Origin of the sequence: Kribbella lupini (genome assembly GCF_039529595.1) — a bacterium.
In the GTDB taxonomy this organism is placed as follows: Bacteria; Actinomycetota; Actinomycetes; order Propionibacteriales; family Kribbellaceae; genus Kribbella; species Kribbella lupini.
Map to the genome: position 1 here is coordinate 572,654 of NZ_BAAANC010000002.1, position 11,631 is coordinate 584,284.

12 protein-coding genes are annotated in these 11,631 nt (G+C 69.8%); 8 read left to right on the forward strand and 4 right to left on the reverse strand.

The window, feature by feature from the left end; genetic code table 11:
• Positions 1 to 402: 402 nt before the first annotated feature.
• Complete coding sequence (locus tag ABD235_RS15905) at positions 403 to 768, reverse strand: twin-arginine translocase TatA/TatE family subunit (protein WP_344174883.1); 366 nt, start codon at positions 766 to 768, stop codon at positions 403 to 405.
• A 59-nt stretch (positions 769 to 827) separates the two neighbouring features.
• Between ABD235_RS15905 and ABD235_RS15910 the strand changes: the two genes are divergently transcribed.
• Both ABD235_RS15910 and ABD235_RS15915 read left to right on the forward strand, forming a co-directional pair.
• Entirely contained in the window at positions 828 to 1,508 is a 681-nt protein-coding gene (locus ABD235_RS15910) for a TIGR03089 family protein (RefSeq protein WP_344174884.1), read from the forward strand.
• 1 nt (position 1,509) lies between these two features.
• Positions 1,510 to 2,274: an SDR family NAD(P)-dependent oxidoreductase gene (locus ABD235_RS15915; protein WP_344174885.1), complete on the forward strand. Its 765-nt coding sequence runs from the start codon at positions 1,510 to 1,512 to the stop codon at positions 2,272 to 2,274.
• On the opposite strand, the gene ABD235_RS15920 is transcribed toward ABD235_RS15915, so the two are convergent.
• Positions 2,271 to 2,738, reverse strand: a complete 468-nt coding sequence (locus ABD235_RS15920; RefSeq protein WP_344174886.1) for an SRPBCC domain-containing protein — start codon at positions 2,736 to 2,738, stop codon at positions 2,271 to 2,273. The genes ABD235_RS15915 and ABD235_RS15920 overlap by 4 nt on opposite strands.
• 65 nt (positions 2,739 to 2,803) lie before the next feature.
• On the opposite strand from ABD235_RS15920, the gene ABD235_RS15925 reads away from it, so the two are divergent.
• From ABD235_RS15925 to ABD235_RS15940, 4 genes are all read left to right on the forward strand, one after another.
• Complete coding sequence (locus ABD235_RS15925) at positions 2,804 to 4,123, forward strand: bifunctional o-acetylhomoserine/o-acetylserine sulfhydrylase (protein WP_344174887.1); 1,320 nt, start codon at positions 2,804 to 2,806, stop codon at positions 4,121 to 4,123.
• A 3-nt stretch (positions 4,124 to 4,126) separates the two neighbouring features.
• Positions 4,127 to 5,248 (forward strand): homoserine O-acetyltransferase MetX, encoded by a 1,122-nt coding sequence (gene metX / locus ABD235_RS15930; protein ID WP_344174888.1) that lies wholly within the window; start codon positions 4,127 to 4,129, stop codon positions 5,246 to 5,248.
• A gap of 92 nt (positions 5,249 to 5,340) precedes the next feature.
• Positions 5,341 to 8,487 carry a glycosyl hydrolase family 95 catalytic domain-containing protein gene (locus tag ABD235_RS15935; protein ID WP_344174889.1) on the forward strand — a complete coding sequence of 1,049 codons (3,147 nt, stop codon included), beginning with the start codon at positions 5,341 to 5,343 and terminating at the stop codon, positions 8,485 to 8,487.
• A 9-nt stretch (positions 8,488 to 8,496) separates the two neighbouring features.
• Entirely contained in the window at positions 8,497 to 9,243 is a 747-nt protein-coding gene (locus ABD235_RS15940; RefSeq protein WP_344174890.1) for a class I SAM-dependent methyltransferase, read from the forward strand.
• Here ABD235_RS15940 and ABD235_RS15945 read toward each other — a convergent pair.
• Positions 9,233 to 9,697 (reverse strand): MarR family winged helix-turn-helix transcriptional regulator, encoded by a 465-nt coding sequence (locus tag ABD235_RS15945; RefSeq protein ID WP_344174891.1) that lies wholly within the window; start codon positions 9,695 to 9,697, stop codon positions 9,233 to 9,235. The two genes, ABD235_RS15940 and ABD235_RS15945, sit on opposite strands and share 11 nt — an antisense overlap.
• Positions 9,698 to 9,760: 63 nt before the next feature.
• On the opposite strand from ABD235_RS15945, the gene ABD235_RS15950 reads away from it, so the two are divergent.
• Both ABD235_RS15950 and ABD235_RS15955 read left to right on the forward strand, forming a co-directional pair.
• Positions 9,761 to 10,129 (forward strand): VOC family protein, encoded by a 369-nt coding sequence (locus tag ABD235_RS15950; RefSeq protein ID WP_344174892.1) that lies wholly within the window; start codon positions 9,761 to 9,763, stop codon positions 10,127 to 10,129.
• Positions 10,130 to 10,210: 81 nt separating this feature from the next.
• The gene (locus ABD235_RS15955; RefSeq protein ID WP_344174893.1) at positions 10,211 to 10,564 is read left to right on the forward strand and encodes a hypothetical protein; all 354 of its coding nucleotides are present in this window, start codon (positions 10,211 to 10,213) and stop codon (positions 10,562 to 10,564) included.
• Positions 10,565 to 10,633: 69 nt separating this feature from the next.
• Here ABD235_RS15955 and galE read toward each other — a convergent pair whose 3' ends face one another.
• Positions 10,634 to 11,587, reverse strand: coding sequence for a UDP-glucose 4-epimerase GalE (gene galE, locus ABD235_RS15960; RefSeq protein ID WP_344174894.1), 954 nt, complete (start codon positions 11,585 to 11,587; stop codon positions 10,634 to 10,636).
• Between the last annotated feature and the right edge of the window lie 44 nt (positions 11,588 to 11,631).

An 11,631-nucleotide genomic window follows, 5' to 3' on the forward strand; every position in this document is an offset into this window, starting at 1 on the left:
CCACCACCAGACCCGGGCACCGACGGACCGGGCCGCCGGGTTCCCGCGGGGGGATCAGCAGCACGCCACCACCAGACCCGGGCACCGACGGACCGGGCCGCCGGGTTCCCGCGGGGGGATCAGCAGCACGCCACCACCAGACCCGGGCACCGACGGACCGGGCCACCGGGTTCCCGCGGGGGAACAGCAACACGCCACCACCAGACCCGGGCACCGACGGACCGGGCCGCCCGGGTTCCCGCGGGGGTAGGACAGCAGCGCGCCGGCCGGCAGACCAGGCACCCCCCAAGCGCGTCGCTTGCCGGCGTTGATGACCACAGAAGTTTCCGGCCGGAGCGGCCTTCACCACAGCGCGGCTGCTCGGCCGCATGCGCTTCGGCGGCAACCACAGGCCTGTTCCGGCTAGTTCGCGGGTGGTGAAGGCTGCTGCGGGGAGGCTGCGTCTGATGACGGGCCGGCGGGGGCGGGGCGCTCGACGGCCGGCTCGGTGGTGGAGGCCTGGGCGTGCTCGGTGGTGGAGGCCTGAGCGGGCTTGGTGGTGGAGGCCTGAGTGTGCTCGGCAGTGGAGGCTTCCGCGCGCTCGGCGGCGGACGGCTCCGGGGGAACAGGAGGCTGGTCGGCCTCGCGGGTGATCTTCTTCAGCTCGAGCAAGGCGCGCGCGGTGTTGCGGGTCAGTTCGGGCAGCCGGTTGGCGCCGAAGAGCAGGACCACGACGACCAGCAGCACGATCCACTCGCCGCCTTCGGGCAGCGCCAGCAGTGTCTCCATCGAAAGCCTTCTTTCTCCCCGACCACATTAGCCCCGAATACGAAACGTAGGCTGCGGGCATGGCCGGAACCCTGCCCGAACTCTTCGCCGCCGCCGTTCGCCGCGACGGCGCCAGTCCGTTCCTCACCTACTACGACGACGTCACCGGCGAGCGGATCGAGCTCAGCGCGGTGACCACCGCGAACTGGGTCGCCAAGACCGCGAACCTGCTCGTCGACGAGTACGAGCTGGAGCCGGAGGAGACCGTCGCGATCGGTCTGCCGCCGCACTGGCTCGGCGTCGTCTGGGCGCTGGCCACCTGGTCGGCCGGCGCGTCGGTGACCACCGGCGAGGGCGACCTGGCGATCACCGGCCCGGACTTCCGGGTCCGCGGCAACCGCGAGTCGGTCGCGTCCGCGCTGCTCCCGCTCGGCGGGCGCTTCCGCGACCCGGTGCCGGACGGCGTGCACGACTACGGCGCCGAGGTCTACAACCACCCGGACCTGTTCGTCCCGTTCACCCCGCCGACGCCCGGCAGTCCGGCGTACGACGGACGCACGCACGCCGAGCTGATCGCGGCCGCGACGCCGATCGCCCAGCGGATCCTGGTCACCCGCGACCTGGTCGACCCGGTCGGGCTCGGTCTGCTGGTCGGGGTGATCCTCGGAGGTGGTTCGATCGTGCTCTGCCGCAACCTCGATCCGGCCAAGCTGGAACGACGGCTCGCGGACGAGAAGGTCGACCGAGTGGTGGAGGACTGAGGTGCAGCGGTTCGCGGAGAAGGTCGCGCTGGTCACAGCGGCGGCGCAGGGCATCGGCGCCGCGGTGGCGCGGAGGATCGTCGCCGAGGGCGGCGCGGTCGTCGTCACCGACCTGCAGCAGGACAAGCTCGACGAACTGGTCGCCGAGCTCGGCAGCGACCAGGCCCTCGCGGTCAAGCTCGACGTCACCAGCCGCGAGGAGATCGACGCGGCCGTCGGGGCGGCGGTCGAGCGCTTCGGCCGGCTCGACGTCCTGGTGAACAACGCCGGCGCCTGCATCATCAACTCCAGGCCCGAGGACACCCTGCCCGAGGACTGGCACCGCCAGCTCGACCTCACGCTGGTCAGCGCCGCGCAGTGCATCCAGTCCGCGCTCCCGCACCTGCTCGAGTCCCGCGGCAACGTGGTGACGATCAGCTCGGTCAACGGTCTCGCCGCCTTCGGCAACACCGAGTACTCCGCCGCCAAAGCGGGCCAGGTCGCGATGACCCAGAACTTCGCCGCTCGCTTCGGATCCCGGGGCGTCCGCTTCAACGTCGTTGCCCCCGGCACCATTCGGACGCCCAACTGGGACAACCAGCCGGGCGCGCTGGAGCGGCTCGGCAAGCTGTACCCGCTGCGCCGCGTCGGCGAGCCCGAGGACATCGCCGCCGCCGTCGCCTACCTCGCCTCCGACGACGCCGCCTGGGTCACCGGTCTCACCCTCCCGATCGAAGGCGGGGTCCTGCTCGGCGCCGCCGCCCTCAACCTCGGCGTGACGGACTAACTCGCGAGCTGCTCCAGTACGGCGTACCCGCTCTCCAGCCCCGCCTCGAAGCCCGAGGCGAGCACGGCGTCGCGATTCGCCTTGTCCCGCGAGCGAATCAGCACGCTGAGCGCCGTCGTCCCCTCGCCGGCGTCGGCGAACTCGGCGGTGACCACCGTGCTCTCCTCCTCGGGCGCACCCTCGTAGACCTCGCTCCACACCAACCGCTCGAACGGCACCACCTCGGCGTACTCTCCGTGAAAGCTCACCTCGCCGCCATCGGCCATCAGCAGCACGTACCGCCAGGCTCCACCCGGCCGCAGGTCGACGTCGGCGACGGTGTGCTCGCCGAAACCACCGCTCCACCAGCGGCGGATCAGGTCAGGCGTCGTCCAGGCCCGCCACACCGAGGATCGCGGCGCGGCCAGCGACGTGCGCACCAGGATCGTGGTGTCGTCCGGCGTGGTGATCTCCAGAGGCTCCATCGGCCCAGTGTTCACCATGTGGACGGTCACCCGAGGTGAATGTGTAGTAACTCTATCGTCTTTGTATGACTACTACCCCGAGCTGGTCCTTCGAGACGCGGCAGATCCACGCCGGTCAGACCTCCGACGCGGTCACCAAGGCGCGGGCGCTGCCGATCTACCAGACCACGTCGTACACCTTCGACAGCACCGACCACGCGGCCAGCCTGTTCGGGCTGCAGGAGTTCGGGAACATCTACACCCGGATCCAGAACCCGACCCAGGACGCCGTCGAGCAGCGGATCGCCAGCCTGGAAGGCGGAACGGCGGCGCTGCTGGTCTCGTCCGGCCAGGCCGCGACGTCGCTCGCGCTGCTCAACGTCGCGGAGGCCGGCGACCACGTGGTCAGCAGCCCGAGCCTGTACGGCGGCACGTACAACCTGTTCCACTACACGTTCCCGAAGCTCGGCATCGAGGTGAGCTTCGTCGAGGACCCGAGCGACCTGGAGTCCTGGAAGGCCGCGATCAGGCCGAACACGAAGGCGTTCTTCGGCGAGACGATCGCCAACCCGAAGAGCGAGATCTTCGACATCGAGGGCATCGCGGGCGTCGCGCACGAGTTCGGCGTCCCGCTGATCGTCGACAACACCGTCGCCACGCCGTACGTCCTGCGTCCGCTCGAGCACGGCGCCGACGTCGTCGTGCACTCGGCCACGAAGTACCTGGGCGGTCACGGTACGGCGATCGCCGGCGTGATCGTCGACTCCGGCAAGTTCGACTACGCCGCCGATCCCGAGCGCTTCCCCGGCTTCAACCAGCCGGACGCGAGCTACCACGGCCTGACCTACGGCACCGCGCTCGGCGTCGGCTCCGACCTCGGCAACCTGGCCTACATCCTGAAGGCCCGGGTCCAGTGGCTGCGTGACCTCGGGACGGCGGTGTCGCCGTTCAACGCGTTCCTGATCGCCCAAGGCCTGGAGACCCTGTCGTTGCGGATCGAGCGGCACCTCGACAACGCACTCGAGGTCGCCCAGTGGCTCGAAGCGCGCGACGAGGTGGACAGCGTCGCGTACGCGAGCCTGCCGTCGAGCAAGTACTACGAGCTCGCGCAGAAGTACACGCCGCGCGGCGCCGGTGCCGTGGTCGCGTTCGAGATCAAGGGCGGTGTCGACGCGGGCAAGCGGTTCGTCAACGCGCTGCAGCTGCACAGCCACGTCGCCAACATCGGCGACGTCCGGTCGCTGGTGATCCACCCGGCCTCGACCACGCACAGCCAGCTGTCCGGCGACGACCAGCTCGCCTCCGGCGTCACGCCGGGCCTGGTCCGGCTCGCCGTCGGCCTGGAGCACATCGACGACATCCTGGCCGACCTGGAGGTCGGGTTCGCCGCGGCCAAGTCGGCCTGACCCATGGACCAGGATCGCCCGCCCGTGGAGGCGGACCTCTCACCAGGTCAGGTGGCCGGTGGGTGGCGGGCGGGCGATCCTGCCGGCGCCCGGAAGTTCGCCGGCCTCGGCGGACTACCGCTGGAGTACGGCGGAACGCTGCCGGACGTGACGATCGCGTACGAGACCTGGGGGCGGCTGAACGCGGCCGCCGACAACGCCGTACTGATCTGCCATGCGCTGACTGGGGATGCGCATGTGGTCGGTCCCGCCGGGCCGGGGCAACCGACTCCGGGCTGGTGGGACGGACTGATCCCGACGTACCTGAATCCGGACGACTGGTTCGTCGTGGCGGCCAACGTGCTCGGCGGATGCCAGGGCTCGACCGGGCCGTCGTCGCAGGCGCCCGACGGGCAGGCCTGGGGCAGCCGGTTCCCCGCGATCACCATTCGCGACCAGGTCGCCGCCGAGGCCTCGCTCGCCGACCAGCTGGGCATCGACCGCTGGGCCGCGGTGATCGGCGGCTCGATGGGTGGGATGCGGGCGCTCGAGTGGCCGCTGCTCTATCCGGATCGCGTGGCGACGTCCGTCGTCCTGGCGTCGACCGGGTACGCGACCGCGGAGCAGATCGCCTGGTGCGCGCCGCAGCTCGCCGCGATCGAGTCCGACCCGCACTGGTTCGGCGGCGACTACTACGCGACCGGCAAGGCTCCGGTCGCAGGGCTCGGCATCGCCCGGCGGATCGCGCACGTGACCTACCGATCCGAGTACGAGCTCGCGACGCGCTTCGGGCGCGATCCCCAGGGCGACGGCCGGTTCGCGGTCGAGTCCTACCTCGACCACCACGCGACCAAGCTGGCCCAGCGGTTCGACGCCGGCTCGTACGTCGTCCTGACGCGGGCGATGAACTCCCACGACGTCGGCCGCGACCGCGGCGGGCTGAGCGAGGCGCTCAGCGGCCTGAAAGCGCGGCTGGTCGTCGCCGCCGTCGACTCCGACCGGCTCTACCCGCCGCGGCTGTCCGCCGAACTCGCCGAAGCGAGCACCGGCCCGCTGCACCTGGTGAAATCGCCGTACGGCCACGACGGCTTCCTGCTCGAACTCGACCAGGTCGGCCACCTGATCGCCGAGGCGCTGATCCGGTAAGAGATCCTATGACGCATGCGGACGACCCGTAGACACACCGTGACCACCCGCCTACAGTGTGCGGAATTCATCGGATCTCTGTGGGGGCTCGGATGCGCACAGCTGGTTTCGCCCTACTCGCTGCGGCAACCCTGATGGCCGGACTGACGATGCCGTCCGAGCCGTCCGAAGCGGCGCCTCCGCCGAAGAGCCCCGGCGAGCTGGCGCTCTGGTACACCGCGCCGGCGACCGACTGGGAGTCCGAGGCGTTACCGATCGGCAACGGCGCGAGCGGCGCGATGGTGTTCGGTGACACCGGGACCGAGCACCTGCAGCTGAACGAGAAGACCTTGTGGACCGGCGGGCCCGGTTCCCAGCAGGGCTACGACTTCGGCAACTGGCGCACGCCGCGGCCGAACGCGCTGACCGACATCCGCACCATGATCAACCGCGATCTCAAGGTCGCGCCCGACGTGGCCACGAACATGCTGGCCCAGAACGAGATCGGCTTCGGCGACTACCAGCCACTGCTCGACCTGAAGCTCGCGATGCGGCACGGCGGCGCCGCGACGGCGTACCGCAGGCACCTCGACATCGAGAACTCGCTCGCCGGCGTCCAGTACGCCGTGGACGGCGTCCGCCACTCCCGCGAGTACTTCGCCAGCGCGCCCGGCAACGTGATCGTCGCGCGGATCGGCGCCGACCAGCGGGGCAAGGTCGGCTTCACCGCCGGCCTGACCGGCGAGGCGAACCGCACGCTCACGGCGACCGCCCGGCGCGGCCGGATCACCGTCAAGGGCGCGCTGCTCGACAACGGACTCAAGTACGAGTTGCAGGCCCAGATCCTCACCACCGGTGGCACGAGGACCGACAACGCCGACGGCACGGTCACGGTCGCAGGCGCTGACTCGGCCGTGATCGTCATGAGCTCCGGGACCGACTACTCCGACGTCTACCCGACGTACCGGGGCCAGGATCCGCAGGCCGGCGTGACGAGCCGGGTCGATGCCGCGAGCAAGCTTCCGTACGGCGTACTGAAGGCGCGGCACGTCGCCGATCACCGGAAGCTGTTCGACCGGGTGAACCTGGAGCTCGGGCAGGTGATGCCGGACGTGCCGACCGACGAGCTGCTCGCGCAGTACCAGCAAGGGACGGCGACGCCCGAGGCGCGGAAGGCGCTGGAGACGCTGTTCTTCCAGTACGGGCGGTACCTGCTGATCGCATCGTCGCGCGGGAACTCGCCGCTGCCCGCGAACCTGCAGGGCGTCTGGAACCACTCGACGACGCCGCCGTGGCGCTCGGACTACCACGTCAACATCAACCTGCAGATGAACTACTGGCCGGCCGAGACCACGAACCTGAGCGAGACGACGGCGCCGCTGTTCGACTTCGTCGACGCGCTGGTGCCGCCTGGCCGGGTGACCGCGAAGGAGATGTTCGGGGCGGACGGCTGGGTGGTGCACAGCCAGACGAATCCGTTCGGCTTCACCGGCGTGATCGGGTACCCGCTGGCGTTCTGGATGCCGGACGCCGGCGGCTGGCTCGCGCAGCACTACTGGGAGCACTACCGGTTCACGCAGGACAAGCGGTTCCTGAAGGAGCGGGCGTACCCGCTGATGAAGGAGCTGGCCGCGTTCTGGATCGACGAGCTGCAGGTCGACCCGCGCGACGGGAAGCTGGTGGTCAGTCCGAGTTTCTCGCCGGAGCACGGCGACTACTCGGCCGGGGCGGCGATGCCGCAGCAGATCGTGTGGGACCTGTTCACCAACCTGTCCGAGGCGGCGCCGCTGGTCGGCGAGTCCTCGGCGTACCGGGCTCAGCTTGCGTCGATCCTCGAGCGGCTCGATCCGGGCACGAAGGTTGGTTCGTGGGGGCAGTTGCAGGAGTGGAAGGAGGACTGGGACGACCCGACCGACCAGCACCGGCACACGTCGCAGCTCTTCGGGCTGCATCCTGGGCGACAGATCCTGCCTCTGGAGAACCCCGCGCTGGCTGCTGCCGCGGTGAAGACGCTGGAGGGTCGCGGCGACGGCGGCACCGGGTGGAGCAAGGCGTGGAAGATCAACTTCTGGGCTCGCCTGCTCGACGGCAACCACTCGCACAAGATGCTGTCCGAGCTGCTCAAGACGAGCACGCTGAAGAACCTGTGGGACACCCACCCGCCGTTCCAGATCGACGGCAACTTCGGCGCGACCGCCGGAGTCGCGGAGATGCTGCTGCAGAGCCACGCCGGGGTGGTCGACGTACTGCCCGCACTGCCCGACTCCTGGGCTGCCCAGGGCTCGTACGACGGCCTGCGGGCGCGCGGAGCGATCACAGTCGGCGCGACCTGGCAGTCGGGCACCGCGTCGGAGCTGCGGATCCGGCTGGACCGCGTCGGGAACGTTGCCCTGCGCAACAAGATCTTCGCGGGGCCGTTCACGCTGACCGATCCGCACGGGCGGGCGGTCAAGTACCAGCGCACCGGGGCCGACACGATCACCTTCGATGCCGCGGGTGGGCGTACGTACTTTGTCCGGTCCAAGGCTCAACTGCAGCTCACGGCACCGGCTGCCGCGGCACTGAAACCCGTTGAGGTGAAGGCGTCGCTGACCGGCACGCTCGCCGCCGGCGATCTCGAACTGACTGCGCCGGACGGTTGGACGGTCTCTCCCGCTGTCAAGGTTCCTGCGGTGAAGCCGGGCAAGCCCTTCACCACAACCTTCACCGTCACCCCCACGATGGCTTCCGGCGAAGGCGACTTCACGCTGACAGCCACGCACACCAGCCCCGACGGCACTCTCACCGCCCGCGCCGGTACCGGCCTGTGGCGCGTCAACCTCGCCCGCGGCAAACCCGCCACCCAGAGCACCACGGCACACAATGCCGACGCTTCCCGCGCAGTCGACGGCAACACCAGCGGCAGCTGGGGTGACAACTCCGTCACCCACACCGCCGAGCCCTCCACCGAAGCCTGGTGGCAGGTTGACCTCGGCCAGTCCGAAGCGCTGTCCCAGCTGGCCCTCTACAACCGCACCGACTGCTGCTCCGACCGCCTCAGCAACTACTGGATCCTCACGTCGGAGTCCCCCATCACCGCTGTCTCGCTGGAGGACGCCCGCAACACCCCCGGCGTCACAGCCCTCCACCAAACCACGACCGCCGGCAGCCCGTCCCTCGTGAACCTCGACACCACCGCCCGCTTCGTCCGCATCCAACTCGCGTCCCGGTCCGACCCGCTCTCCATCGCCGAGGTCAAGCTGCACCCCGCGGGTGGTTAGCGTGATCAGGTGGAGATCACCCGCGAGGTAGCCGACCAGTACGACGAACTACCGCTGTGGTCGGCGCCGTTCGGCCAGCTGATCCTCGACCGCGTCCCGTTGCGACGCGGCCAGACGATCCTGGACATCGGCGCCGGCACCGGCTTCCTGACCGTCGAACTCGCCCAGCGCTCAGCCGCCCGCGTGATCGCCGTCGACCCGTGGGCCGATGCGATGGACGTACTTCGCCGCAAGGTCGAGTACCTCGGCCTTGAGGACGTCGAACTCGTCGTCTCGGACGCGGCGTCGCTCGACCTGCCGGACGAGTCGGTCGACGTCGTGGTTTCCAACCTCGGCATCAACAACTTCGCCAACGCGTCCGTCGTACTGACCGAATGCCACCGCGTCCTGCGTCCGGGCGGACACCTGCTGATCAGCACGAACCTGGTCGGACACATGCAGGAGTTCTACGACGTACTGCGCGAGCACGTCGACCAGCAAGCGCTGGACGAGCACCTAGCTCACCGCGCGACAATCGACGGCACTCTGGAGCTGCTGACCGCAGCAGGCTTCGAGGCAACGGTCGACCACACCGCCTTCACCTGGCGCTTCGCCGACGGAACCGCCCTGCTCAACCACTACTTCATCCGCCTCGGCTTCCTCGACGGCTGGCTCGAGGTCGCCGACGACCTGACCGCCGTCGAGCAAGAACTCAACCGCCGAGGCGAGCTCACCCTGACCATCCCCGCCGCCTGCTTCGACGCGATCAGACGCTGACCTCTGTGCCGCCGTTGTCGTCGCGCAGGGAGTGGATCATGCTCTGCAGGATCGTGAACGCGCGTGCTTGGTCGGTCTCGGTCAGGCCGGTCAGCATTCTGCGTTCGACGGCGCGGACCGCCGCGGAGGCCTCCTTGAGGCTGGCTCGGCCGCTGGGTGTGAGCTGCGTGGGAAGCACCTTCCCGACGGGCGCCTGCGCGGGTCTGACCACGTAGCCGTCTCGTTCCAGGGCCTGGAGCAGGACGTTCATCGACTGCCGGGTGACGAACGCGCCGCGGGCGAGCTCGGAGTTCGACAGGCCCGGGCGTTGCGCCAGCAGCTCCAGACAGGAGTAGTGCGTCACCGTCATCCCGAGCGGTCGCAGGACTTCCTCCATGGCCGCGCGCAGGGCGCTCGACGCCTCCTTGAGCAGGTAGCCCAGTGACGTCGGCAGGTCGACACCGTCTTGACTCATGTCAGTATCCTGACATAGCTTAGGCGTGTCAGGAAACTGACACAACCTCGAAGGAGCCTCACCGTGCCCGTCACCGGACCCGACTTCATCTCGTTGCAGGCGCGCGACCTCGCCGCCTCTCAGGCGTTCTACGAGCAGTACCTCGGCCTCGTCCGCTCGCCGGCCGGCCCGCCGCACGCCGTTGTCTTCGAGACGAAGCCGATCGCGTTCGCCCTCCGCGACGTCGTCCCCGGCACCGACCTCGACGCCGTCCCCCAGCCCGGCATCGGCGCCGCGATCTGGCTGCACGCCACCGATGTTCAGGCCATCCATGACGCCCTCGCCGCCGACGGCCACCCCATCGTCGCGGCCCCCGTCGACGGCCCCTTCGGCCGAACCTTCACCTTCGCCGACCCCGACGGCTACCAGATCACCCTCCACGACCGCGGCTGAGGTACGGGCGCGGTACGGGCAGTACGACGACAGCCGCGGCTCCTAGCCTGGCGCCGTCCGAGACCCACCGAAGGAGCGTCCGTGAAGTTGCCCGTACGAAGTGCGTCGATGCCGAACCGAGCCGCGTCGATCGTCCTGCTGCTCGCCGCGACCAGCCTGTCCCTGACCGTCGGCACCACCCCGGCCGAGGCCCGTGAGCCGTCGCCGCCGACCAACTGCGTCTCAGGCGTCGACCGCAGGGCGCAGGCGTGGGCGATGTGCAAGTCCGGGTACGGCACCTTCCGCGTCTGGGCCCGCTGCAACTGGAGCGCGTCCAAGGTGCACGGCCCCTGGATGCGTCCGAGCAAGTTCGGAGACTCTTCCGTCTTCTGCGCAACCAGCGGCAACCCGGCCGGCATCGTGATGGCCTACGGCATCGAGAAGCGCGACGGCTGACTCGCCTGGAGCTGACCGGTCGCCGGTGCGCGGGTGGAGATCACCCCCGCGGCAGGCACCGATGACGTCCTAAGCCCGCGGCCAGGACTCCCACGCGGAGGCGAACATCTCGTCGACCGTGTGGGTGTTCTTCCACTCCAGGTCGCGGGCGGCGAGTTCGCCGGAGGCCACGACGCGGGAGGGGTCGCCGGGGCGGCGGGGGGCCTCGCCGGGGGTGAAGTCGATGCCGGTGACGCGGCGGGCGGCGTCCATGATCTGGCGGACGCTGGTGCCGGTGCCGGAGCCGAGGTTGTAGACGGGCTCGAGGGTCTTGCCCGAGTCCAGCGCGCGGGCGGCGGTGACGTGCGCGCGGGCGAGGTCGGCGACGTGGACGTAGTCCTTGACCGACGTACCGTCCGGCGTCGGGTGGTCGGTGCCGTAGATCTGCGGCACCTTGCCCTGGGTCAGCAGGTTGCAGACGATCGGGAACAGGTTGTACGGGCTCGCGTCGTAGACCTTCGGGTCGCCCGAGCCGACCACGTTGAAGTAGCGCAGCGAGGTGTGGTTCAGCTCGACGGCCTTCGCCTGGTCCGCGAGCAGCCACTCACCGACGAGCTTCGTCTCGCCGTACGGGCTCTGCGGGTCGGGCGTCGTCTGCTCGGTGACGACCTCGTCCTCCGGCGTGCCGTAGACGCCCGCGCTGGAGGAGAAGACGATGTTGCGGACGCCGGTCTCGGCCATCGCGTTCAGCAGCGAGACCATCGCGGTGACGTTCTGGGTGTAGGTGTGCATCGGCTTCTCGACCGACACCCCGGCGTACTTGTAGCCGGCCAGGTGCACCACGCCGCTCACGCCGGCGAGCGTCTTCCGCACGACCTCGGTGTCGAGCAGGTTCGCCTCGACGAACGGCACCCCCTCGACGAGGAACTCCGGCTTCCCGCTGGACAGGTCGTCGATCACCACGACGTCGATCCCGTCCGCCGCGAAGGCCCGCACCACGTGCGCGCCGATGTACCCCGCCCCACCAGTCACCAGCCAAGTCATGAGGCCCATCCTGCCAGTTCGCCGATCCCCTGTCCGAACAGGCC

Coding starts and splice junctions, on each gene's coding strand:
- ABD235_RS15905 (WP_344174883.1), bottom strand. CDS start 768: ATGGAGACACTGCTGGCGCTGCCCGAAGGCGGCGAGTGGATCGTGCTG.
- ABD235_RS15910 (WP_344174884.1), top strand. CDS start 828: ATGGCCGGAACCCTGCCCGAACTCTTCGCCGCCGCCGTTCGCCGCGAC.
- ABD235_RS15920 (WP_344174886.1), bottom strand. CDS start 2,738: ATGGAGCCTCTGGAGATCACCACGCCGGACGACACCACGATCCTGGTG.
- ABD235_RS15925 (WP_344174887.1), top strand. CDS start 2,804: ATGACTACTACCCCGAGCTGGTCCTTCGAGACGCGGCAGATCCACGCC.
- metX (WP_344174888.1), top strand. CDS start 4,127: ATGGACCAGGATCGCCCGCCCGTGGAGGCGGACCTCTCACCAGGTCAG.
- ABD235_RS15935 (WP_344174889.1), top strand. CDS start 5,341: ATGCGCACAGCTGGTTTCGCCCTACTCGCTGCGGCAACCCTGATGGCC.
- ABD235_RS15945 (WP_344174891.1), bottom strand. CDS start 9,697: ATGAGTCAAGACGGTGTCGACCTGCCGACGTCACTGGGCTACCTGCTC.
- galE (WP_344174894.1), bottom strand. CDS start 11,587: ATGACTTGGCTGGTGACTGGTGGGGCGGGGTACATCGGCGCGCACGTG.